Genomic DNA, 22,471 nt, shown 5'->3' on the forward strand with positions numbered 1-22,471 from the left:
CGATGATCACCCAAGTGGTGGGCTCGGTGCAGAAGGTCAGCGACTCCTCGGAGCACACTGCCGACATCGCCATCCGCACCAACCAGGGCGTGCACAAGCAAATGGCCGAGATCGACCAGGTGGCCACTGCGGTGCAGGAGATGACCGCTACCGCCCAGGACGTGGCCCGCAACGCGACCCACGCCGCCCAGGCCGCGAACAATGCCGACCAGGCGGCCAACCAGGGCTTGCAGATCGTGCGCGACACCTCCCACTCGATCAGCGTCCTGGCCACCGAGATCGGTCGCGCGGTGGATGTGGTCCAGACCCTGGCCCGCGACAGCGAAAACATCAATGCGATTCTTGTGGCGATCCGCGCCATCGCCGAGCAGACCAACCTGCTGGCGCTCAACGCCGCCATCGAAGCCGCCCGTGCGGGCGAGCAAGGCCGAGGCTTTGCCGTGGTCGCTGACGAGGTGCGCAACCTGGCGCAGAAGACCCAGCAGGCTACCGAAGAAATCCAGCAGATGATCCAGCAGTTGCAGCAAGGCACCCGCGAAGTGGTCAAGGTCATGGAAGACAGCCAGGGCAAGACCGACGACAGCGTGCAGCAAGCCACCCGCGCCGCCGAGGCGCTGGAGAGCATCACCCAGGCCGTGTCGGTGATCAACGACATGAACACCCAGATCGCCAGCGCCGCCGAGCAGCAGAGCGCCGTGGCCGAAGACATCAACCGCAACGTCATCAACATCGGTCAGGTGGCCGGTGAAGTGGCCGGCGGTGCCGATGAATCGAGCCAGGCCAGCGCCGAACTGACCAAGCTGGCCGAACAGCAGCGCCGGTTGATCAACCAGTTCCGCGTTTGAGGAACAAGGGGTTGCTTTGCAGCCCCTTGAGGCTCACGCCGGGGTCAGGCACTCCGGCGCATCGAGCTTCGGATCATTGACGAAATGCGCCAGCGCCCGCTCGCGCAAAGCCGCAGGCGGGCTGGCGAGCAGGTCATGCAATCGCGCCAGCGGCGTGCCCACATCCAGCCAGGCCGCCTGGCCCGCTTCGTCGAGGATGAGCGGTCGACGTTGGCTCATTGCCGCCTGAGTCACCACCGCACAACTCAACCAGATCTGATCCTGTACCGGGTAGGCCTCCCACACCGCAGCGAAGAACAGCGAGGCCCCCTCCCCCGGCGTCAGCCAGTACGGCCGCTTGCGCACCGTACCACGCCACTCGTAGAAACCATTGGCCGGCATCAGGCAACGCCGCTGGCGGAAGGCTTCGCGGAACATCGGTTGTTCAGCCAGGGTTTCGGCACGCGCCTGGGCCGGCGTGCGGGACAGGTCGGTCAGCCAGGCCGGGGTCAATCCCCAGCGGGCCCTGGCCAGCTGCATCTGGCCATCGAGCTGACGCTGGATCAGCACCGAAGCGCCTGGGGCTATGTTCCATTGCGCCTGCTGGTCGGCGGGATACCCGGGCAAGGCGGCAAAGGCCGGGGACCAGCGAAACAGGGCGTAGCGTCCACACATGGCGATAAAAACTCAGCAGATCAGGGTTCCGGGAAAACTCTCCGGTTCGTCGCCGGCAAGTGGCAGGGCCGCATTGTACGCATCGATCAACTGCCGTGCGTACCCGGCCTGCTCGTCGGGCACCACCAGACCGAGCAACCCGTGCATCGGCAGCTCCCCGGCACCACCGACCAGATCACGCCCAGCCAGATGCACCTCGACTCCCTCGCTGGCGAGCATGCCCATCAGCAACTGCGCCTCCATCAGGCTCTCGGGCTCGTAGATCCGCCTCATCAGGCATCGTCCTCGCGTCTGACATCGAGCATCCATTCGTCACCGTGGACCTGCAAGATGAACACCACGGGCTGGCAGCACACCTGACAGTCCTCGGTGTACACCTGGTCGCCGCCGGAAATATCCACCGTGGTTTCCACGGTTTCACCACAATAGGGACAACGATAGAAGTCGGTTTCCAGCATCGCGGCCTCCACGGTGACTTATGCGTATAATTGCCGGTCTGTTTACAGGGCCTGCGTGTGTCCGAGCCGTTTTTTCGGGCCCCACCCCTACCTTATTACCCTAGCCGTTTCCAACAAGAGAGCATGATGGGCGAATTCGATGCCATCCGACCCTACGACGACGCTGAGGTCCCTGCCGTCCTGGCACGCCTGCTCAGCGACCCGGCATTCCTGGATATCCTCACCCACTTCCGCTTCCCGCGGGCAGCCGGTGCCTTTGGCTGGTTGCTCAAGCCGCTGATCGCCCGCCGCCTGCGCAACGAGTTCGCCGGCGTTACCTGCGTCTCGACCCTGCAGGACAAAGTCGAGCACTACGTCGACCAGACCATCGAGCGCGCCACCGACGGCGTCACCTACTCCGGTGTCGAACAGCTCAAGTCCGGGACCGCCTACCTGTTCCTGGCCAACCACCGCGACATCGTCATGGACCCGGCCTTCGTCAATTACGCGGTGTACCACGCAGGCCTGCCGACGCCGCGCATCGCCATCGGCGACAACCTGCTGCAAAAGCCCTTCGTCAGCGACATGATGCGCCTGAACAAGAGCTTCATCGTCCATCGCTCGCTGAGCGGTCGCCGGGAAAAACTGGCCGCCTACCAGCTGCTGTCGGCCTACATCAACCACTCGATCCGCACCGACTGCGTATCGATCTGGATCGCCCAGGCCGAAGGACGGGCGAAGGACGGCGACGACCGTACCGACTCGGCGATCCTCAAGATGTTCCACATGAGTCGCAAGGACGAGCCGTTCGGCGCGGTGATCCAGGGCTTGAACCTGACGCCGGTGTCGATCAGCTACGAGTACGACCCGTGCGACCTGGCCAAGGCCCGCGAGCTGTACATCCGCGCCACCACCGGCACCTACAAGAAGGCGCCGGGCGAGGATGACAACAGCATCGCCCAGGGCATCACCGGCTATAAAGGCCGGGTACATATCAACTTCGCAGCGCCGGTGACCGAGTATTTCGAGGACACCAAGCAACTGGCCCAGGAAATCGACCGACAGATCCTCGGCGGCTACCGCCTGTTCCCGGTGCATTACCTGGCCTATGGCATGTGGAGCGAAGCAGACCCGGCGCTGCAGGTGCCGAGTGCGGAGAAACTGTTCCCCGCGCAGGAGTTAGCCAAAGCCAAGGAAGAGTGGCAGCGTCGCCTGGACGCCTGCCCGGTGGAACACCAGCCTTACCTGGTGCAGCAATATGCAACACCGGTGCGCAACCAGTACCAGGTCAAGGCCCAAAGCCCCGTCGCCTGACACTCTGCCTCTGTGAGAAGGGCGCTACCCGCGAAAGCTATGGCATGGCCGCCATCTGATTCGCGGGTGGCCCGCTCCCGGAGGGGTATCAGGCATTCAGACCCAGGTGCTGAACCAAGACAGCAGCAGGGCCATGGCCAGGCAAGAGAATCCGAGGATGTAGTAGTAGCGCGGCACCCGCTGGCCGAAGGCATCGACCACCGCTTCGTCGCTCGCACCACTCGCCCGGGCCACCACCTCGCGCCGCCGGGCACTTTGCAGCAGCAGCCCGCCAGGGCAGGTAATCAGCAGGGCCAGCAGGTTGATCAACTTGGCAGGATGGGCAGCCAGGAATCCCCAGAGCACTTGCAAGGACATCGCGTAACCTCGGAAAAGAACGACAGCAAAGCCCGGCATTCTACCCAAGCCCACCCCAACTGCTCGGCTTTTGCGACCAACTGTCATTGAATTTCACTGTCACACGCTCGTCATCAGGACAGGCCACCATGTCGGCCTTTTCCTACGATGGAGCTCGTCATGTTGCACGCCGAAAACCAGGACCGCCTCTACCTCGTCGCCCAAAGCGATGAACAACAGGCGCTGATCGACGGCTTCGCCATCAATGTCCAGGACCGCCAGTGGCTTGTCTATTGCGCCTTGGGCGGCCACGCTCACCAAGATTTGCCCGAAGTGGATCTCTGCACCGGCCGCAGCGTGCTCGACTTTCATATAGAAGCAGCCTGAGGCAACGAACAGCCAACAAAAAGCCCGCTGCCGGCATACCCGGCAGCGGGCTTTTTATCGAGGACGCTGCGTTTACTCGCCCAGGACCTGACCGATGGTTGGATCCTTGAACAGGCGGGTCAGGGCATCGCTGAGCACATCGCCGACCAGCTTGGTATTCGTTTCCTGGTTCGGCGCCATGCCGAAGCGCTGGTCCAGGGAGGCGCCGTAGCGGCCACTGTAGCGGCGGTTGGCATTGGACACATCGGCACGGAAGGTGGCGCCGATGGTAGCTTCGGTCACATACATCTTGTCCTTGGGCGACTGATACTTGAGCTCGGCCAGGGTCACGGTCAACTGAGGCGCATTGTAGGCGTTGGGCGTCGGGGTGAAGCCGAGCAGACGTACCGCGGCTTCGGCCTGAGCCTGCAACTTGGGCACGATATCGTTGCCACTGACGCTGATGGTGCTGGTTTCAGGGTACATGCCACCACGGGTGCCCAACGATTGCGAGGCACGGCCATCGACCACCTTGACCACGACCGGCTGGCCACGACCTACCGGGTTGAGCTGGGCAGTGAGCTTGGGTTGCGGGCTGAGTTGTTGCGGGCTGTGGGCACAACCGACCAGGCTCAGGCTGGCCACCGCGATCAAACCGAACAACAGACGTTGCAACATGCGCGTTTCTCCAGAAAATGCGGCAAAGGCCCACAGTATACCTAGCGGCGAGAAAAAGCGGGACGGGCCGCCTTGCCAGCCTGGTCCTGGCTTTTGCATCCATGCAAGTGATCAGCCTGACAAACGCAGCAATAAAAAGCCATTAAGCGCACCTTTCTGCCCGCGACATCGTTATAATCTCCCCCCGATTATAAGGACGTCTCCTGATCGGGCCCCGCATCGCCGTTGACCACGGCACTTTTGACGCTTTGCCCACAGAGAGCCTTCCACTCAGGTCTTGCATCTGCCCGCGCCTGCTGTTTCCGGCCTTTGCATTGCAGGAACCTGTGGATTGCCATCGCGCAGTCCCTTTTGAGGTTCACGTTCCAAAAGAGCGTGAAAAAACGGGTTTTTCAAACTTCACAAGAGTGTGGCGAGCAAATGAACAGTCTGGCATGTGCAAAAGCGACAGATGCGTCCCGAACAGCCTCGAACAGACGGCAAAAGTGCTCATCCTCGATGAACTGCTGAAGCCGGTCCATACCGCACGGCGGATACCTTGACCATAAGTCGAATTGCCGCACCCGTGGCAAGCGGCGTTCAATAGCTGAACACCAAGACTGAGTTGGCAGGGTCCGCGGAAGTGGCAAGAACTGCGAAGAGTCGGACATGGCGATCCTGGCCACCCCAGGGATCCTATGCTGTCAATTAGGTGCTGTAGATTGTGGAGACGCGTTAATGGCGCAGAACGAATCGGTTGATGTGGTACTGGTAGGCGCAGGCATCATGAGTGCCACCCTGGCCGTACTGCTCAAGGAACTCGACCCGTCGATCAAGCTGGAGGTCGTCGAGGCGATGGACTCCGGTGCCGCGGAAAGTTCCAACCCCTGGAACAACGCAGGGACGGGCCACGCAGGCCTGTGCGAGCTGAACTACACGCCCCAGGCCGCCGATGGCAGCATCGACATCAAGAAGGCCGTGCACATCAATACCCAGTTCGAGGTGTCCCGCCAGTTCTGGGCCTACCTCGTGCGCAAAGGCGGCTTCGGCTCGCCCCGTGCCTTCATCAATCCGGTCCCGCACCTGAGCTACGTCGAAGGTGACAAGGGTGTTTCCTTCCTCAAGAAGCGCTTCGAGCTGCTCAAGCAGCACCATGCCTTCACCGAGATGGAGTACACCGAAGACAAGGCCGTGATGGAACAGTGGATGCCGCTGATGATGCCGGGCCGCCCGGCCGACCAGCGCATCGCCGCCACCCGCGTGCTCAAGGGTACCGACGTGAACTTCGGCGCCCTGACCAACAAGCTGCTCAAGCAACTGGGCAACAGCGCCGATGTGCAGGTCAAGTACAGCAAGAAAGTCGTCGGCCTGCGCCGCAACGGCAGCGGCTGGACCGTCAGCATCAAGGACGTCAACAGCGGCGGCAGCCGTGAAGTCGACGCCCGCTTCGTCTTCCTCGGCGCCGGTGGTGCCGCCCTGCCGCTGCTGCAGCTGTCCGGCATTCCGGAAAGCAAAGGCTTCGGTGGTTTCCCGGTCAGCGGCCAGTGGCTGCGCTGCGACAACCCCGAGATCGTCAAGCAGCACCAGGCCAAGGTCTACAGCCAGGCAGCAGTCGGCGCACCGCCCATGTCGGTTCCGCACCTGGACACCCGCGTGGTCGATGGCAAGAAGTCGCTGCTGTTCGGCCCGTACGCAGGCTTCACCACCAAGTTCCTCAAGCACGGCTCGCTGCTCGACCTGCCGCTGTCGGTACGCATGGGCAACATCGGCCCGATGCTGGCCGTCGCCCGTGACAACATGGACCTGACCAAGTACTTGGTCAGCGAAGTGATGCAGTCGATGGAGCAACGCCTGGACGCCCTGCGTCGCTTCTATCCAGAAGCCAAGGCCGAGGACTGGCGCCTGGAAGTTGCAGGCCAGCGTGTGCAGATCATCAAGAAGGACCCGAAAAAAGGCGGCATCCTGCAGTTCGGTACCGAGCTGGTCGCGGCCCAGGACGGCAGCCTGGCTGCCCTGCTCGGCGCCTCGCCAGGTGCTTCGGTGACCGTCTCGATCATGCTCGAACTGATCGAACGCTGCTTCCCCGAGCAGGCCAAGGGTGCCTGGGCTGCCAAGCTCAAGGAAATCTTCCCGGCTCGCGAGAAAGTCCTGGCCACCGATGCCGCGCTCTACCACAAGATCAGCGCCCAGAACGACGAAGCGCTGGAAATGGTGGAAGACAGCAGCAGCCCGGCTCAGCACTACGCCTGATTCCGGCCCATAAAAAAACGCCCCTCGGGGCGTTTTTTTATGCCTGACTCTTGCCACCCTCTTCGCGGGGTTCCCCGCGAAAGGGCCGGTGGCTTACAGATCAGCCACGGGCGTTTTCGATGATCTCGATGTACTCAGGGGCATTGCGCTGGTCGGCGATCAGTTCGACGAAGGTCTTGCCGTGCTCGTCCTTGCCGTCCAGGTCCAGGCCTGCCTCGACGAAGAAGCCGACGAAACGCTCGAAGTCGTCGACGCGCAGGCCACGATAGGCCTTGACCAGTTTGTGCAGCGACGGCGAGGTCACGCCATCGGCCGGCTCGAACTGGAGGAACGTCTTGACGTAGTCGTCGCTGATCTCGTCACCAATCACCTGCTTCTTGTCTTTACGCATTGCCGACTCCAACTGGGCCATCATGGGCATTCAAAGGCCGGCAGTTTACCCCTCACGACCCACGGGCCTCAACGCGTACGTACGGTGCCGGTGTGCAGATCCGCCCAGAGGTGACCGTTGGGATAAGTGAGGAACTGCACATACAACGTCTCGTTGCGCAGCAGGTCCATGATGACCCGGTAGTTGGCCAGCGGGTAGCTCAGGGTCAGCGTTCGGGTCTTCTCGTCGTAGACCGGCTTCTTCAGGCTCTTGCCGCCCTCGCCATCAAAGTTGATCAGGACTTGGCTGAGGGTGGCGCCCTTGCTCAGCGGCTTGCCTTTCAGGCGCAGCAGCAACGAGGAGGTGATCGGGATCGGTTGCTGGTCAGACTGACGCTGGATGCCGGTCACCACCGAATAGTCGGTCACCTGCAGCAGTTGCTGGCTGCTTGGGGCCTCCTGGCGCAGGGACAAGTCATCGGGGGGCAGGAACTGGCCATGCAGCGGCGCCGCGGACAACGGCAGGCTCACCGCCAGCAGAAAAGGAAGAATCGCACGCATGTGAGGCTCCTTGGCAGGGAGGAGCACTCTAGCACGCAGATGAGCCCAGGATCCCGGAGTCCCAGAGAAACGCGAAACCTTGAAGGAGCGACCTCGTGCGGCGAAAGGGCCGCAGCGCGGCCCCAGTATCAGTCAAACTGCGCGCGCATCCAGGCATGGTATTGCGCCACACCCGGCTCGCCTTCACGAGGCGCCCAGTGGGCATGCTCGCCCTCACCCACCGGCCGGTAAGGCCCGGCCTTGCATTCGAACAGCATGCTGTCGGCTTCGAGCACCACCAGCCCATGGTAGGTGCCCGGTGCCAGGTCGACGCCCAGGCAATCGCCCCCGGCCTGCATCACCCGCTTATCGATCACTGCGCCCTGCTCATCGAAGATCAGCAGGCCAAGACGCCCCTTGAGCACGATCAACGCCTCGGCCTTGTCGTCGCTCAGGTGACGGTGGGGCGGGATGTAGGTGGTGGGCTGCAGGCCGACGACCATGCGGTGGCAGGGCTCCTCCATCGCATGGAAGTTGTGATGCTGCCGGCCACGGGGGCTGTCGGCGGCTTTTTGCGCCAACTCGGCAAACAACGCATGGTCGATGAATGCAGGTTGGCGCATGGTTACAGGCCCTTGACCGCGAAGATGCCGTTGGCGTTGCGCCAGTAGCCCTTGTAGTCCATGCCATAGCCGAAGATGTAGCGATCGACGCATGGCAGGCCGGCGTAGTTGGCCTTCAGGTCCGGGCTGGCCTTACGGTCGTGGTCTTTGTCGATCAGCACGGCGGTGTACACGGAGCGGGCACCGGCATGCTTGCAGAAGTCGATGATGGCGCTGAGGGTATGCCCTTCATCGAGGATGTCGTCGACGATCAGCACGTCGCGGTCGATGAACGAAATCTCGGGCTTGGCCTTCCAGAACAGCTCACCACCGCTGGTCTGGTTGCGGTAGCGTGAGGCGTGCAGGTAGGAAGCTTCCAGCGGGAACTGCAGGTGGGTGAGCAGCTTGCCGGCGAAGATCAGGCCACCGTTCATGACGCAGAAGACCACCGGATTCTTGTCATGCAGGTCTTGGCTGATCTGTTCACCGACCTTGGCGATGGCCGCTTCGACCTCGGCTTCGGTGTACAGGCAGTCAGCCTCGCGCATGACTTGACGGATATGCTCGAGATCGGCGGACATGGCGCTCTCCAGGGGGGGCTTGGAATTGGAAAAGCGGGCAAAGGTACGCATCCGCCCGTCACAGATCAAGCATTTATGGACTAACGTCCAGAATGAGCAGACGACATGCTGAGCTGAATAGATTAATCTAGCGCGGTTTTTTTGCCCGCCTCCCGGAGCCCTCCCCCTATGCCTACTCGTGAGATCCGCCATCCGCTGATCCGCCACAAGCTCGGCCTGATGCGCCGTGCCGATATCAGCACCAAGAATTTTCGCGAACTCGCCCAGGAAGTCGGCGCCCTCCTGACCTATGAAGCCACCCAGGACCTGCCGCTGGAAACCTACGAGATCGACGGCTGGTGCGGCAAGGTGCAGGTCGAGAAAATCGCCGGCAAGAAGATCACCGTGGTCCCGATCCTGCGCGCCGGCATCGGCATGCTCGACGGCGTGCTCAGCCTGGTACCGGGCGCCAAGGTGAGCGCCGTGGGCGTCGCCCGCAACGAAGAAACCCTCGAAGCGCACACCTACCTGGAAAAGCTCGCGCCGGACATCAACCAGCGCCTGGCCCTGATCATCGATCCGATGCTGGCCACCGGCGGCTCGATGGTCGCCACCATCGACCTGCTCAAGAAGGCTGGCTGCAAAGAGATCCGTGCCATGGTCCTGGTCGCCGCCCCCGAAGGCATCGCCGTGGTGGAAAAAGCCCACCCTGACGTGCAGATCTACACCGCCTCGATCGACCAACGCCTGAACGAACACGGCTACATCGTCCCTGGCCTGGGTGATGCCGGCGACAAGATCTTCGGCACCAAGCAGAAGGACGCCTGACCATGCAGGACGGCTTCAACGACCCGCTCTGGCGCCAGGTCGTCTCGGGCGCGCAGATGCTCTTCGTGGCATTCGGCGCGCTGGTACTGATGCCGCTGATCACAGGCCTCGACCCCAACGTGGCGCTGTTCACCGCAGGCATCGGCACCTTGCTGTTCCAGCTGGTCACTGGCCGTCAGGTCCCGGTGTTCCTGGCCTCAAGCTTTGCCTTCATCACCCCCATCATCCTCGCCAAGGGCCAGTTCGGCCTCGCCGAGACCATGGGCGGCGTGATGGCAGCAGGCTTTGTGTACACCTTCATGGGCCTGATGGTGAAGATCAAGGGCACCGGTTTCATCGACCGTATGCTGCCGCCCGTGGTGATCGGCCCGGTGATCATCTCCATTGGCTTGGCCATGGCGCCGATCGCGGCCAACATGGCCATGGGCAAAGCCGGTGACGGCAGCGTGCTGATGCCATACAAGACCGCCATGTTGATCTCCATGCCGGCCCTGCTGACCACGCTGATCGTGGCCGTGTTCGGCAAAGGAATCTTCCGCCTGGTACCGATCATCGCTGGCGTGCTGGTGGGCTTTGGCCTGTCGTTCGCCTTTGGCGTGGTCGATACCGCCAAGATCGCCGCGGCGCCATGGTTGGAACTGCCGAACTTCACCGCGCCGGCATTCAACTGGCAGGCGATCCTGTTCATCGTTCCGGTGGCGCTGGCGCCGGCGATCGAGCACATCGGCGGCGTCATCGCCGTGGGCAGCGTGACCGGTCGCGACTACCTGAAGAAGCCTGGCCTGCACCGCACCCTGCTGGGCGATGGCCTGGCCACCACCGCAGCCGGCCTGTTCGGCGGCCCGCCCAACACCACCTACGCCGAAGTGACCGGCGCGGTGATGCTGACCAAGAACTACAACCCGAAGATCATGACCTGGGCGGCGATCTTCGCCATCACCCTGGCCTTCATCGGCAAGTTCGGCGCGCTGTTGCAGAGCATCCCGGTGCCGGTGATGGGCGGCATTCTGTGCCTGCTGTTCGGTTCGATCGCCGCGGTGGGCATGAACACCATGATCCGTCACAAGATCGACCTGGCCGAAGCCCGCAACCTGGTGATCGTCTCGGTGACCCTGGTGTTCGGTATCGGCGGCGTACTGATCGGCAGCGGCGACGGCCCGGATGACTGGGGCCTGAAGGGCATCGCCCTGTGCGCCATCGTGGCCATCGCCCTGAACCTGATCCTGCCGGGCAATGACAGCTGGAAGCACAAGAAACTGGATGATCAGTTGCCTTGAGAACCAGGGGCTGCTACGCAGCCTTTTCGCGGCCCAAGGCCGCTCCTACAAAAGAACGCGATTGCCTTGTAGGAGTGGCCTTGTGTCACCAAAGCCCCACAAAGGGGCCTTAGCTATTCAGGCCTTTTCGCACATTCCTGCCAGCGCTTTCACCCACTGCGGGTGATCGTTCAGGCACGGCACCAGCACCAGCTCCTTACCTCCCGCCTCGATGAACTGCTCGCTGCCGCGCTGACCAATCTCCTCCAGCGTCTCGATGCAGTCGGCGACGAACGCCGGGCACATCACCAGCAACTTTTTCACCCCTGCCTTGCCCAGCTCGTCCAGGCGCGTCTCGGTATAGGGCTCGATCCACTTGGCGCGCCCCAGGCGTGACTGGAACGACACCGACCACTTGCCATCGGCAATCCCCATCTTCTGCGCAAATGCCTTGGCCGTGGCCAGGCATTGACCGCGATAGCAGATCGCACGAGTCTGGGCGTCGGCATCCTTGCAGCAATCGGCGGCCTGGAAATCGTGCTTGCCGGTCGGGTCGAGCTTCTTCAGATGGCGCTCGGGCAAACCGTGGAAACTCAACAGCAAGTGATCGTAGTCCTGCTCCAGGTAAGGCCTGGCGCTGGCGGCCAAGGCCTCGATGTAGTCGGGGTGCTCGTAGAACGGCTGCAGCACGCGCATCTGCAACGGCAACTGCCGGGTCGCGAGGGTCTGCCTGGCCAGCTCTACCACGGTGGTGACCGTGCTGTCGGCGAATTGTGGATAAAGCGGCGCCAGGGTGACCTTGCGCACGCCCTGGGCAGCCAGACGTTCCAAGACTTCAGGCAAGGCCGGCTCGCCATAGCGCATGGCGATTTCCACCGGGCCATGGGGCCAATGCTCGGCCATGGCCGCTTGCAGGCGGCGAGTCAGCACCACCAGGGGCGAGCCCTCGTCCCACCAGATCGAGGCGTAGGCATGGGCCGACTGCTCGGGTCGCTTGATCAAAATCAACGACACCAGCAGACGGCGCACCGGCCACGGCAGGTCAATCACGTAGGGGTCCATCAGGAACTGGTTGAGGTAACGGCGTACGTCGGCCACCATCGTTGAAGCCGGCGAACCCAGGTTGACCAGTAGCAGGGCGTGATCGGTCATGCAGCGTCCTATGTCAGAGGCGGCTGGAGAGGTTGTCCAGGGCCGATTGCAGATCGTTGAAGCGGAATGTGAAGCCTGCCGCCAGCAGACGGACCGGGCGCGCCCGTTGCCCGCCGAGCAGCAGCGTGGACAGCTCGCCCAGGCCCACCCTGAGCAGCGGCGCCGGCATCGGCATGAACGCAGGCCGATGCAGGGCCCGGCCCAGGCGCTTGGCGAATTCGCGGTTGCGCACCGGCTCCGGCGCGCAGGCATTATAAGGACCGGTGGTGTCCTTGTGCTGCAAGAGAAAATCAATCAAGCCGATCTGGTCGTCTATATGGACCCACGGCATCCATTGCCGACCATCTCCCAAAGGCCCGCCCAGTCCCAGCTTGAACGGCAGGCGCAGGCGCGACAAAAAGCCGCCGTCGCTGGCCAGTACCAGCCCGGTACGCACCAGTACCACGCGAATGCCCAGCCGTTGCGCACGCTGGGCGGTCTCTTCCCAGGCGATGCAAAGCTGGCTGGCGAAGTCTTCTTTCACGGGGGGCGAAGCCTCGGTCAATTCCCGCTCGCCACCATCGCCATACCAGCCCACCGCGGATCCGGATATCAGCACCTCCGGGCGCTGCTCGCGGCTCTCCAGCCAGGCCAGCAACTGCTCGGTGAGGGTGATGCGACTGGTCCACAGCAAGGTGCGTCGCGACGCGGTCCAGGGACGGTCAGCGATCGGTGCGCCAGCCAGATTGATCACCGCGTCCACGGCATCGTCCGCTGCCAGGTCTTCCAGCCGGGCGATGCCGCGCACGCCGGTACCGCAGATCCGGGGGACCTGCTCCGGGCGACGGCTCCATACGGTCAGGCGATGGCCCTGGCCGCGCCAGTACTGGCACAGGTGCCGGCCGATCAAGCCAGTACCGCCGGTCAGCAATATATGCATGGCTGTGTCCTCGCAAGTTGCGGCCGTGGTCTATTTTTAAGAACAAGGCACTTTTTAGACCGGATGCTCTCGGATAAACATAGGCCAACCTGCCCTATCGAGGGGAATAACCTTATACAAATATTATGCATTGTACAGGTTTTCCTGACAGCGTAGTCTGCTAACAGCAAGGTTCGAAGAGGCCATCATGACAGTACCTATTGCCATCATCGGTGCCGGTATCGCCGGCCTTTCCGCCGCCCAGGCCCTGCAGAAAGCCGGGCAGACCGTCCACTTGTTCGACAAGGGCCATGGCAGCGGCGGCCGCATGGCCAGCAAGCGCAGCGAGGCCGGTGCGCTGGACTTGGGCGCGCAGTATTTCACCGCCCGCGACCGGCGTTTCGTCGAGCAGGTCCACCAGTGGGTCGAGGCAGGCTGGGCCGCGCAGTGGAAGCCCCAGTTGTACAACTACCGCGATGGCGAGCTGACCCCCTCCCCCGACGAGCAGACACGCTGGGTGGGCGTGCCGCGCATGAGTGCCATCACCCGAGGCCTGCTCAAGGACGTGACGGTGAACTTCGGCTGCCGCATCGCCGAGGTCTTTCGTGGCAAACAGTACTGGCACCTGCAGGACACCGAAGGGTGCAGCCATGGCCCGTTCAGCCGCGTGGTGATCGCCGTCCCTGCGCCCCAGGCCACCCCGCTGCTGGCGGCGACGCCCAAGCTCGCGGCCGTGGCCGCTGGCGTGCAGATGGAACCCACCTGGGCCGTCGCCCTGGCCTTCCAGACCGCCCTCGATACGCCCATGCAAGGCTGCTTCGTCCAGGACAACCCGCTCGACTGGCTGGCCCGCAACCGCAGCAAGCCAGGGCGCGACGAGCAACTCGATACCTGGGTGCTACACGCCACCTCGAGCTGGAGCAAGCAGCATATCGACCTGCCCAAGGAGGACGTGATCGAGCAGTTGTGGGGTGAGTTCGCGGAGCTGGTCGGTTGCATCGTGCCACCGCCGACCTTCGCGCTGGCGCACCGCTGGTTGTATGCCCGTCCGGCCGGCAACCATGAGTGGGGCGCCCTGGCCGACGCCGACCTGGGGCTGTACGCCTGCGGCGACTGGTGCTTGTCCGGGCGCGTAGAAGGGGCCTGGCTCAGCGGTCAGGAGGCCGCCAGACGGCTGCTGGAGCACCTCGATTAACGACCACGGATAGCTATACAAAAAATTCTGCTTGCATAAGTTTTTCGGTGTGCTGGAATTAACCTGTACAAGACCAATATTTGTGTACAGGTTTTCCGGAGACCGCATGGACATCAATTCGATCACCGACAAGCCGCGGATTGGCATCAGCGCGTGTCTACTGGGCCATCCCGTGCGCTTCAACGCCGGCCACAAAGCCTCACCCCTATGCCTTGAGCTACTCGAAGACCATTTTGAATGGGCACCCGTGTGCCCGGAAATGGCCATCGGGCTGGGCGTTCCCCGTGCGGCCATCCGCTTGGTCGGCGACCCCGCCCATCCCGAAGTGGTGGCCGCACAAAACCCTGGCACCGACCTCGCCGGCCCCCTGCGAGGCTATGGCGAGCAGATGGCAGAGGCGCTCGACGACCTGTGCGGTTATATCTTCATGCAGAAGTCGCCCTCCTGCGGCCTGGAGCGGGTGAAGGTCTATCAGCACGACGGCCAGCTCTCCCGCCAGCCGGGGCAAGGCGCCTACGCCAGTGCATTCTGTGCCCGCCGCCCGGATCTGCCAGTGGAAGAAGAAGGTCGCCTGCACGACCCGGTGCTGCGCGAAAACTTCATCAGCCGCGTTTACGCCTACGCCGACTGGCAGCGCCTACTGGCGCAGGGCCTGGATCGCGGAGCCCTGGTACGTTTTCATTCGCGCTATAAGTACCTGCTCATGGCCAACAACCCCCAGGCCTATCGTGAGCTGGGCAGGATGCTCGGCAGCATGCGCCGTGACGACGACCCACAGGTCATCGGCCCTCGTTACTTCAGCGCGCTCATGCAGGCCCTACGCCGCCGCGCCAGCCGAGGTACCCATGGCAACGTCTTGCAGCATCTGAGTGGTTACCTGCGCACGGTTCTTGGCCAAGGCGACCGCACGGAACTGCACCACATCATCGGCCAGTACCAACAAGGCGTGGTGCCGCTGGTGGTACCTCTGACCTTGCTCAAGCACCACCTGCGCAAGCACCCCGACCCTTATCTGCTGCAACAGGCCTACCTGCAGCCGCACCCCGAGCCACTGGGCCTGCGCAATGCGCTCTGAAATCCTGCTGCCGATCGGCGAGCTGGCCCGACGCACAGGCGTCAACCCAATCACCCTGCGGGCGTGGGAGCGACGTTACGGCTTGCTCAAACCCCAGCGCACCGCCAAAGGCCATCGCCTGTATCCGCCAGAACAGGTCGAGCGGGTACACGCCATCCTGAGCTGGCTGGAGCGCGGCGCGTCGGTGGGGCAGGTGCGTGAGCTGCTCGAGCGAGCGCCCAAGATTGCGCCGGTGGGCGACTGGCAACTGCGAGAACAGGCGATGATCGAGGCCATCGCATCACTTTCCCATAACGCCCTCGACCAGCAGTTCAACCAAGCTATGGCGCTGTATCCGGCGTTCACCCTATGCGAGCAATTGCTGCTGCCCCTGCTCGACAGCCTGGAACAACGCTGGCGCAATTACTTCAATGCCCGGCTCGAACAGGCATTCTTCCACACCTGGCTGCGTAGCAAGCTGGGCGCTCGCGTTGCCCACGACAGCTTGTCGCTGCCTGGCCCCCCCGTGCTGGTCACAACCCAAGACGAGGGCTCGTTCAATCCACACCTATGGCTGTGCGCTTGGCTGCTCGGCAACAGCGCGATCGCGGTCGAAGTATTCGATCACTCTCTCAGCGCGCCTTGTCTGCATCGTGCGGTACAAGCCCTACGACCCCGGGCGGTGATTCTCTACCTGGGTACACGCATCGATACCCGGGCGCTCAAAGCCGCGTTGGCAGACATTCACATCCCGATACTGGCAGGCGGCGGCACGATCCCTTTGCACGGCCAGCGCCTGGTCGAGTCCGACGTCGAGGGCTTGCAGTTGTTCGACACGCCCCTGGCAGCCCTGCGCCTGCTGCAATCACTGTGAGGAAATGGTTTTGCAATTGATCTGGCTGCGCAGCGATCTGCGCGTCGATGACAACACTGCCCTGAGCGCCGCCTGCGCCCGCGGGCCGACCCTCGCCCTGTGGCTGGCCAGCCCCGGTCAGTGGCAGGCCCATGACGATGCCCCCTGCAAGGTCGACTTCTGGCTGCGCAACCTGCAGGCCCTGCGCCAGTCGCTGGAGCGCCTGAACATTCCGTTGCTGATCCGCCATGTCGACACCTGGCGGCAAGCGCCCCAGGCAGTGCTGGAGGTCTGCCGGCAGCATCGGATCGAGGCGGTGCACTGGAACGAAGAGTACGGCGTCAACGAGCAGCAACGCGACACCGCGACCCAGGCCCTGCTCGAGCAGGCGGGCATCCTCATCCATAGCCATCTGGACCAACTGCTGCTGCGTCCAGGCTCGGTATTGACCCGAAGCGGTCAGTACTTCCAGGTGTTCGGCCAATTCCGCAGGGCTTGCCTGGAGCAATTGCACCTGAGCCTGCCTCGCCTGGCACCTCAGGTTAAGCGTCAGGCGCCACTGGCCATTGCCAGCGACCCCATCCCCCAAGGCTTTGCCGGGTTTACCTCACCTTCGCGCAGTCTGCGCGAGCACTGGCCCGCCGGTGAAAACGAGGCGCAGCGACGCCTCACGCGCTTCATCGATGAGACTGTCGAGGATTACCCCCAACTGCGGGACCTGCCCGCCCGGACCGGCACCAGCCAGCTTTCGCCATACCTGGCTGCCGGCGTGATCTCACCGCGCCAATGCCTGCATGTCGCGCTCAGTGGCAACCAGGGTGAGCTGGATAGCGGCAGCGTGGGCGTACAGACCTGGATCAACGAGCTGCTGTGGCGGGAGTTCTACAAGCACATCCTGGTGGGTTATCCACAGGTCTCCCGACACCGGGCATTCCGTGCTCACACCGAGGCATTGCCCTGGCGTGATTCGCCTGAAGACCTGGAGGCCTGGAAAGCCGGTCGTACCGGCTTCCCGATCATCGATGCCGCCATGCGCCAGTTGCTGCACACCGGCTGGATGCATAATCGGCTGCGCATGGTCGTGGCGATGTTTCTGAGCAAGAACCTGCTGATCGACTGGCGCCTGGGCGAGCGCCATTTCATGCGTCATCTGATCGACGGCGACCTGGCTGCCAACAACGGCGGCTGGCAATGGTGCGCCTCCACCGGCACCGATGCGGTGCCGTACTTTCGCCTGTTCAACCCGGTGAGCCAGTCACGGCGCTTCGATCCCAAGGGGCAGTTCATTCGTCATTGGTTGCCGGAGTTGCACGGTCTGGATGACAAAGCCATCCATGAACCGGGGACAGGGGGGGATCTGTTTGCTTCGCCCTATAGGCAGCCGATCGTCGACCTGGGCAGCAGTCGAGCACGGGCGCTGGCGGCATTTCAGGGACTCAGGGGTTGAGTTTGGGGACACGAAGCGACGCTTCAGGTACACCAGGGTTATCGGCCTGACAGCCCCACTTTAAAGAGGCAGTGGCAGAACCCGATCAGCCCGGCCCCAGAGCAACGGCAGGACCTTGTCCAGCGACTGTGGCTCGGCGCTGGTCCAAAACGCGGTATCGCGCGCCGGCCCTTCGGCCAGCAGATCCCGTGCCGCCAGCAGCCGCTGCAGTTGTCGCGCCACGGCGGCGCCGGTGTCGATGATGGCTACGTCCGCCGGCACCATGTCGGCCAGCAGCGCGCGCAAGAAGGGGTAATGGGTGCAACCCAGAATGACCGTGTCGCAGCCGGCGTCCAGCAAAGGCTGCACATAGCCTTGCAACAACTGGCGCAGTTGCGGGCTATCGAGGTCACCGGCCTCGATGCGCTCCACCAGCCCAGGGCACGGTTGGGTGATCACCTGGACATCGTTGGCAAAACGATCGAGCAAGGCGGCGAACTTGGCGCTCTGCAAGGTGCCGGTGGTGGCCAGCACCCCAACCACGCCAGAACGAGTCGCCGCAGCGGCCGGCTTGACCGCAGGCTCCATGCCCACCAGGGGCCAGTCCGGGTACAACTCGCGCAGGTCGGCCACCGCGGCCACGGTCGCGGTGTTGCAGGCCAGGACCATCGCCTTGGCACCCCGCTCGCGGAAGAACCCGGCAATGTGGCGTAGGCGCTGGCGGATGTAGTCCGGTGATTTTTCGCCGTACGGCACATGACCGCTGTCGGCAACATACAGCAGTGATTCGTTGGGCAGCAGACGCTGGATCTCGGCGAGCACCGACAGGCCGCCGACCCCGGAGTCCATCACGCCGACCGGCGCCGAACGCTCAGCCATGCCGGCTGCCACAGACCGCGCACGCCGGGTCGCGCTTGACCCGCAGCTCACGCATGCGTGTGCCCAGCGCATCGATCAACAACAGGCGCCCCACCAGTGGATCGCCGAAGCCGGCCAGCAGCTTCATCGCCTCCAGCGCTTGCAAACTGCCCACCAAGCCCACCAACGGACCTAGCACGCCCGCCTCGCTGCAGGTCAGCTCGGCCTCGCTGCCATGGCCGTAGAGGCAGTGGTAGCAGGGGCTGTAGTCACGACGAGGGTCGAACACCGACAACTGCCCTTCCAGGCGAATCGCCGCGCCACTGACCAGCGGCTTGCCTGCGGCGACACAGGCGGCATTGACCGCTTCGCGGGTGGAGAAATTGTCGGAGCAGTCCAACACCACATCGACCGCACCGACGGCCGCGGCCAGGGAATCTTCGTCCAGGGCCTCGCGGTGCGGGACCAGCTTGACCTCGGGGTTGATCGCTTCCAGGCGCTTGCACGCCGAGTCGACCTTGCTCATGCCCACGCTGTCGCTGTCATGGATGACCTGGCGCTGCAGGTTGGTCAGATCGACCGTGTCGAAGTCGGCCAGGTGCAGCTCGCCCACACCCGCGGCGGCCAGGTACAGGGCCACCGGCGAGCCAAGCCCACCGAGCCCGACCACCAGCGCCTTGCTGCGCTTGAGCCGCAACTGGCCGTCGATATCCACCTGAGCCAGCAGGATTTGCCGGCTGTAGCGCAACAGTTCCTGATCACTCAGCATGGCAGTCGTCCCATGGAAATACGTTCGTGCCCGGCCAGGTCCAGACGGCTGGCCACGTCGATGAAGCCGTGGCGGGTGAGCAGCTCACGCACAGCCATGGCCTGGTCGTAACCGTGTTCGAGCAGCAGCCAGCCACCGGCCGCTAGATGATCTGGCGCCTGGGCGATGATCACCCGCAGGTCATCCAGACCATCCTGGCCCGCCACCAGGGCACTGCTGGGCTCGAAGCGGACGTCACCGGCAACCAGGTGCGGATCGTCAGCGGCGATGTACGGCGGGTTGCTCAGGATCAAGTCGAAGCGCCCGCCAGCCACCGCGTCGTACCAGTGGCTCAGCCGTACCTGCGCATTGGCCAGCCCGAGGCGCTCCCGGTTGCGCTCGGCCAAGGCCACGGCTTCCGGCACGCGGTCCAGCGCCGTCACCTGCCAGGCCGGGCACTCGCTGGCCAGGGCCAGGGCGATGGCGCCCGTGCCGGTGCCCAGATCAAGCACCCGCGCAGGTCGCGCGGGCAGCAGCTCCAGCGCAGCTTCCACCAGCAGTTCGGTTTCAGGGCGCGGGATCAGGGTGTGTGGCGCGACCTCCAGGTCAAGCTTCCAGAAACCCTGCTGGCCCAGGATGTACGCCACCGGTTCACCGGCCCGGCGACGCGCCAGGTAGCCGGCGAAGGTCTCGGCCGCTTCGCTGCTGACGATGCGCTCGGGCCAGGTGTGCAGGTAGCTGCGCGACTTGCCCAGGGCGGCAGCCAGCAACAGCTCGACGTCCAGGCGCTCGGTCGGGGAATCCGGCAGCTGCGCGTCACGCAGCAGGCTGGCGATGATGGTCATTCAATCCCCCAGGGCGGCCAGCTGATCGGCCTGGTATTCGGCGAGCAAGGGCTCGATGACCGCATCGACGCCCCCGGCCAGAATGTCATCCAGGGAGTACAGCGTCAGGTTGATGCGATGATCGGTCACCCGGCCCTGTGGATAATTGTAGGTGCGAATGCGCTCGGAGCGATCGCCCGAACCCACCAGCAGCTTGCGCTCGGAGGCAATGGCATTCTGCGCGGCGCTGGTCTGCATGTCGTTGAGCTTGGCCGACAGCCAGGACATGGCCCGGGCGCGGTTCTTGTGCTGCGACCGCTCCTCCTGACACTCGACCACGATACCGGTGGGCAGGTGAGTGATGCGGATCGCCGAATCGGTCTTGTTCACGTGCTGACCACCGGCGCCCGAGGCGCGGTAGGTATCGATACGCAGGTCGGCCGGGTTGATCTCGATCGCGACCTGCTCGTCAGGCTCCGGCAGCACGGCAACGGTGCAAGCGGAGGTGTGGATACGCCCTTGTGACTCAGTCTCCGGCACCCGCTGCACGCGGTGCGCGCCAGATTCGAACTTGAGCTTGCCGTAGACACTGTCGCCTTCGACCCGGGCGATGATCTCCTTGTAGCCGCCGTGCTCGCCTTCGTTCTCGGAGAGAATCTCCAGGCGCCAGCCACGCTTTTCGGCGTAGCGCGAATACATGCGGAACAGGTCGCCCGAGAAGATCGCGGCCTCGTCGCCGCCGGTACCGGCGCGGATCTCGAGGAACACGTTGCGCCCGTCGTTGGGGTCCTTGGGCAACAGCATGCGCTGCAACCGGGCCTCCAGGCCGACCAACTGCTCCTTGGCCTCACGCACTTCCTCGACAGCCATCTCGCGCAGGTCCGGGTCGCTGTCCTTCAGCAGCGCCTGGGCCCCGGCCAGATCGTCCTGGACCTTGCGCCACTCTTTATAGGCGTCGATGACCGGCTCGACCTCGGCGTATTCACGCGAGTAGGCGCGGAAACGGGTCTGGTCGGAAATGACCTCGGCATCGCCCAGGAGGGCGGTGAGTTCTTCGAAGCGGTCCTGGAGCGTGTCCAGTTTATTGAGCAGCGACGCTTTCATTGCGGGGTTTTGTCCGTCGAGCCCTCGTTGAGGGCAAAGAGTTCCTGGGCCATGGCCAGCGCATCGAGGCGGCCTTCGGCGGAGAGCTTTTTCAATTGCACGCTGGGTGCATGCAGCAGTTTGTTGGTCAACCCCCGGGCCAGTTGGGCCAGTACGTCTTCGGGGTTACCGCCGTTGGCGAGCAGGCGCTGGGCCTTTTGCAGTTCTTCGTCCCGCAGCCGCTCGCTTTGCTGGCGATAGGCCTTGAGCACATCCACCGCCGCCAGCTCGCGCAGGCGCGCCATGAAGTCCTCGGCACCGACCGACACCAGTTCCTCGGCGGCCTGGGCAGCGCCTTGGCGGCTCTTGAGGTTTTCCGCGACGACGTCATGCAGGTCATCGACTGTATAGAGGTAGACGTCATCAAGCTCGCCAACCTGCGGCTCGATGTCCCGTGGCACGGCGATATCGACCATGAAGATCGGCTTGTGCCGACGCTGCTTCAGGGCGCTTTCCACCGCACCCTTGCCGAGGATCGGCAACTGGCTGGCGGTGGAACTGATGACGATGTCGCTGTTGGCCAGCTCCTGAGGGATGTCCGAGAGCAGCACCGCGTGGGCGCCGAACTGCTCGGCCAGGATGCTGGCACGCTCCAGGGTACGGTTGGCCACGACGATACGCCGTACGCCCTGCTCGTGGAGATGGCGGGCGACCAGGGTGATGGTCTCGCCAGCGCCGATCAGCAGCGCCTGGCTGCGCCCCAGGTCACTGAAGATCTGCTTGGCCAGGCTGACTGCGGCGAAGGCCACGGAAACCGGGTTCTCGCCGATGGCGGTATCGGTGCGCACCTGCTTGGCGGCGCTGAACGTGGCCTGGAACAGGCGCCCGAGCAGCGGGCCGATGGTGCCAGCCTCGCGGGCCACGGCATAGGCCGACTTCATCTGACCGAGGATCTGCGGCTCGCCCAGCACCAGCGAATCCAAGCCCGACGCCACGCGCATCATGTGCTTGACCGCGTCATGCTCTTCGTGGATGTAAGCGCTGGCCCGCAGCTCATCGAGGTTGAGCTGATGATACTCGGCCAGCCACTGCAGCACGGCGTCGGCGGCCAGGTGGTCCTGTTCGATATAGAGTTCACTGCGGTTGCAGGTCGACAGGATCGCCGCCTCACGGCTGGCGGTCAGTCGGCAAAGCTGCTGCAGGGCATCGACCAGTTGCTCTGGCGTAAACGCCACGCGCTCGCGTACGTCTACCGAGGCAGTCTTATGGTTGATACCAAGTGCAAGAAAGGCCATGCAAGGTCGCTGGTTGTGACGAGAAGCCGATAATTGTCCTACTTCGCAGGTTCCAGAACAACCACCGTTCG

At 63.7% G+C, this 22,471-nt stretch carries 26 protein-coding genes; 10 read left to right on the forward strand and 16 right to left on the reverse strand.

What is annotated here, in order from left to right; genetic code table 11:
* Window positions 1–101 precede the first annotated feature (101 nt).
* Window positions 102–845, forward strand: a complete 744-nt coding sequence (locus IEC33019_RS28285) for a methyl-accepting chemotaxis protein (protein ID WP_372340677.1) — start codon at window positions 102–104, stop codon at window positions 843–845.
* A gap of 33 nt (window positions 846–878) precedes the next feature.
* Here the strand turns inward: IEC33019_RS28285 and IEC33019_RS19765 are convergent, their stop codons facing one another.
* Genes IEC33019_RS19765 through IEC33019_RS19775 form a run of 3 tightly spaced genes read right to left on the reverse strand, consistent with a single transcriptional unit; the run spans window position 879 to window position 1,957 of the window.
* Window positions 879–1,499 (reverse strand): SOS response-associated peptidase, encoded by a 621-nt coding sequence (locus IEC33019_RS19765; protein ID WP_070093615.1) that lies wholly within the window; start codon window positions 1,497–1,499, stop codon window positions 879–881.
* A gap of 12 nt (window positions 1,500–1,511) precedes the next feature.
* Window positions 1,512–1,772: a putative signal transducing protein gene (locus IEC33019_RS19770; RefSeq protein ID WP_070093614.1), complete on the reverse strand. Its 261-nt coding sequence runs from the start codon at window positions 1,770–1,772 to the stop codon at window positions 1,512–1,514.
* Window positions 1,772–1,957, reverse strand: coding sequence for a CPXCG motif-containing cysteine-rich protein (locus IEC33019_RS19775; RefSeq protein ID WP_043213807.1), 186 nt, complete (start codon window positions 1,955–1,957; stop codon window positions 1,772–1,774). The genes IEC33019_RS19770 and IEC33019_RS19775 overlap by 1 nt, the downstream gene beginning before the upstream one ends.
* A 123-nt stretch (window positions 1,958–2,080) precedes the next feature.
* Here IEC33019_RS19775 and IEC33019_RS19780 point away from each other — a divergent pair, with 123 nt between their 5' ends.
* The gene (locus tag IEC33019_RS19780) at window positions 2,081–3,250 is read left to right on the forward strand and encodes a 1-acyl-sn-glycerol-3-phosphate acyltransferase (protein WP_170831794.1); all 1,170 of its coding nucleotides are present in this window, start codon (window positions 2,081–2,083) and stop codon (window positions 3,248–3,250) included.
* A gap of 96 nt (window positions 3,251–3,346) precedes the next feature.
* Here the strand turns inward: IEC33019_RS19780 and IEC33019_RS19785 are convergent, their stop codons facing one another.
* Window positions 3,347–3,607: a hypothetical protein gene (locus IEC33019_RS19785; protein ID WP_070093612.1), complete on the reverse strand. Its 261-nt coding sequence runs from the start codon at window positions 3,605–3,607 to the stop codon at window positions 3,347–3,349.
* Window positions 3,608–3,766: 159 nt separating this feature from the next.
* Here IEC33019_RS19785 and IEC33019_RS19790 point away from each other — a divergent pair, with 159 nt between their 5' ends.
* The gene (locus tag IEC33019_RS19790) at window positions 3,767–3,973 is read left to right on the forward strand and encodes a hypothetical protein (RefSeq protein WP_070093611.1); all 207 of its coding nucleotides are present in this window, start codon (window positions 3,767–3,769) and stop codon (window positions 3,971–3,973) included.
* Between the two features lie 72 nt (window positions 3,974–4,045).
* Here the strand turns inward: IEC33019_RS19790 and IEC33019_RS19795 are convergent, their stop codons facing one another.
* Window positions 4,046–4,630, reverse strand: coding sequence for a YajG family lipoprotein (locus tag IEC33019_RS19795; protein ID WP_043213803.1), 585 nt, complete (start codon window positions 4,628–4,630; stop codon window positions 4,046–4,048).
* Between the two features lie 717 nt (window positions 4,631–5,347).
* On the opposite strand from IEC33019_RS19795, the gene mqo reads away from it, so the two are divergent.
* On the forward strand, window positions 5,348–6,859 hold the full coding sequence (gene mqo, locus IEC33019_RS19800) for a malate dehydrogenase (quinone) (RefSeq protein WP_099593862.1): 1,512 nt from the start codon (window positions 5,348–5,350) through the stop codon (window positions 6,857–6,859).
* Window positions 6,860–6,959: 100 nt separating this feature from the next.
* On the opposite strand, the gene IEC33019_RS19805 is transcribed toward mqo, so the two are convergent.
* The 4 genes from IEC33019_RS19805 to IEC33019_RS19820 form a co-directional block, all read right to left on the reverse strand.
* Window positions 6,960–7,250, reverse strand: coding sequence for a PA4642 family protein (locus tag IEC33019_RS19805; protein ID WP_070093609.1), 291 nt, complete (start codon window positions 7,248–7,250; stop codon window positions 6,960–6,962).
* A 68-nt stretch (window positions 7,251–7,318) separates the two neighbouring features.
* On the reverse strand, window positions 7,319–7,789 hold the full coding sequence (locus tag IEC33019_RS19810; RefSeq protein WP_070093608.1) for a hypothetical protein: 471 nt from the start codon (window positions 7,787–7,789) through the stop codon (window positions 7,319–7,321).
* Between the two features lie 128 nt (window positions 7,790–7,917).
* A complete protein-coding gene (locus tag IEC33019_RS19815; RefSeq protein WP_070093607.1) occupies window positions 7,918–8,391 on the reverse strand; it encodes a WbuC family cupin fold metalloprotein in 474 nt (157 codons plus the stop codon).
* 2 nt (window positions 8,392–8,393) lie between these two features.
* Complete coding sequence (locus tag IEC33019_RS19820; protein ID WP_070093606.1) at window positions 8,394–8,951, reverse strand: hypoxanthine-guanine phosphoribosyltransferase; 558 nt, start codon at window positions 8,949–8,951, stop codon at window positions 8,394–8,396.
* 168 nt (window positions 8,952–9,119) lie between these two features.
* Here IEC33019_RS19820 and upp point away from each other — a divergent pair, with 168 nt between their 5' ends.
* Together upp and IEC33019_RS19830 are read left to right on the forward strand one after the other, a co-directional pair.
* Window positions 9,120–9,758 (forward strand): uracil phosphoribosyltransferase, encoded by a 639-nt coding sequence (gene upp / locus IEC33019_RS19825; RefSeq protein WP_028691132.1) that lies wholly within the window; start codon window positions 9,120–9,122, stop codon window positions 9,756–9,758.
* Window positions 9,759–9,760: 2 nt separating this feature from the next.
* Window positions 9,761–11,035, forward strand: a complete 1,275-nt coding sequence (locus tag IEC33019_RS19830; protein ID WP_070093605.1) for a uracil-xanthine permease family protein — start codon at window positions 9,761–9,763, stop codon at window positions 11,033–11,035.
* Window positions 11,036–11,152: 117 nt separating this feature from the next.
* Here IEC33019_RS19830 and hemH read toward each other — a convergent pair whose 3' ends face one another.
* Together hemH and IEC33019_RS19840 are read right to left on the reverse strand one after the other, a co-directional pair.
* On the reverse strand, window positions 11,153–12,166 hold the full coding sequence (gene hemH / locus IEC33019_RS19835; RefSeq protein ID WP_070093604.1) for a ferrochelatase: 1,014 nt from the start codon (window positions 12,164–12,166) through the stop codon (window positions 11,153–11,155).
* A gap of 13 nt (window positions 12,167–12,179) precedes the next feature.
* Window positions 12,180–13,085, reverse strand: coding sequence for a TIGR01777 family oxidoreductase (locus IEC33019_RS19840; protein ID WP_070093603.1), 906 nt, complete (start codon window positions 13,083–13,085; stop codon window positions 12,180–12,182).
* Between the two features lie 187 nt (window positions 13,086–13,272).
* On the opposite strand from IEC33019_RS19840, the gene IEC33019_RS19845 reads away from it, so the two are divergent.
* From IEC33019_RS19845 to phrB, 4 genes are all read left to right on the forward strand, one after another.
* Window positions 13,273–14,259 (forward strand): NAD(P)/FAD-dependent oxidoreductase, encoded by a 987-nt coding sequence (locus tag IEC33019_RS19845; RefSeq protein ID WP_070093602.1) that lies wholly within the window; start codon window positions 13,273–13,275, stop codon window positions 14,257–14,259.
* A 106-nt stretch (window positions 14,260–14,365) separates the two neighbouring features.
* Entirely contained in the window at window positions 14,366–15,334 is a 969-nt protein-coding gene (locus IEC33019_RS19850) for a DUF523 and DUF1722 domain-containing protein (protein WP_099593865.1), read from the forward strand.
* The gene (locus tag IEC33019_RS19855) at window positions 15,324–16,187 is read left to right on the forward strand and encodes a MerR family transcriptional regulator (RefSeq protein WP_070093600.1); all 864 of its coding nucleotides are present in this window, start codon (window positions 15,324–15,326) and stop codon (window positions 16,185–16,187) included. The genes IEC33019_RS19850 and IEC33019_RS19855 overlap by 11 nt, the downstream gene beginning before the upstream one ends.
* A gap of 10 nt (window positions 16,188–16,197) precedes the next feature.
* Window positions 16,198–17,613 (forward strand): deoxyribodipyrimidine photo-lyase, encoded by a 1,416-nt coding sequence (phrB, locus tag IEC33019_RS19860; RefSeq protein WP_070093599.1) that lies wholly within the window; start codon window positions 16,198–16,200, stop codon window positions 17,611–17,613.
* Between the two features lie 60 nt (window positions 17,614–17,673).
* On the opposite strand, the gene murI is transcribed toward phrB, so the two are convergent.
* From murI to hemA, 5 genes are read right to left on the reverse strand one after another with little or no spacing between them, the layout of a single operon-like run.
* Complete coding sequence (murI, locus tag IEC33019_RS19865) at window positions 17,674–18,471, reverse strand: glutamate racemase (RefSeq protein ID WP_070093598.1); 798 nt, start codon at window positions 18,469–18,471, stop codon at window positions 17,674–17,676.
* The gene (locus tag IEC33019_RS19870; protein WP_070093597.1) at window positions 18,464–19,219 is read right to left on the reverse strand and encodes a molybdopterin-synthase adenylyltransferase MoeB; all 756 of its coding nucleotides are present in this window, start codon (window positions 19,217–19,219) and stop codon (window positions 18,464–18,466) included. The genes murI and IEC33019_RS19870 overlap by 8 nt, the downstream gene beginning before the upstream one ends.
* Window positions 19,213–20,043: a peptide chain release factor N(5)-glutamine methyltransferase gene (gene prmC / locus IEC33019_RS19875; RefSeq protein WP_070093596.1), complete on the reverse strand. Its 831-nt coding sequence runs from the start codon at window positions 20,041–20,043 to the stop codon at window positions 19,213–19,215. Before prmC ends, IEC33019_RS19870 begins: the two co-directional genes overlap by 7 nt.
* Window positions 20,044–21,126, reverse strand: coding sequence for a peptide chain release factor 1 (gene prfA, locus IEC33019_RS19880; protein WP_070093595.1), 1,083 nt, complete (start codon window positions 21,124–21,126; stop codon window positions 20,044–20,046). It lies immediately after the preceding gene.
* Window positions 21,123–22,400, reverse strand: a complete 1,278-nt coding sequence (gene hemA / locus IEC33019_RS19885; RefSeq protein ID WP_070093594.1) for a glutamyl-tRNA reductase — start codon at window positions 22,398–22,400, stop codon at window positions 21,123–21,125. Before hemA ends, prfA begins: the two co-directional genes overlap by 4 nt.
* Window positions 22,401–22,471: the final 71 nt, after the last annotated feature.

Source organism: Pseudomonas putida, from assembly GCF_002741075.1.
GTDB lineage: Bacteria > Pseudomonadota > Gammaproteobacteria > Pseudomonadales > Pseudomonadaceae > Aquipseudomonas > Aquipseudomonas putida_T.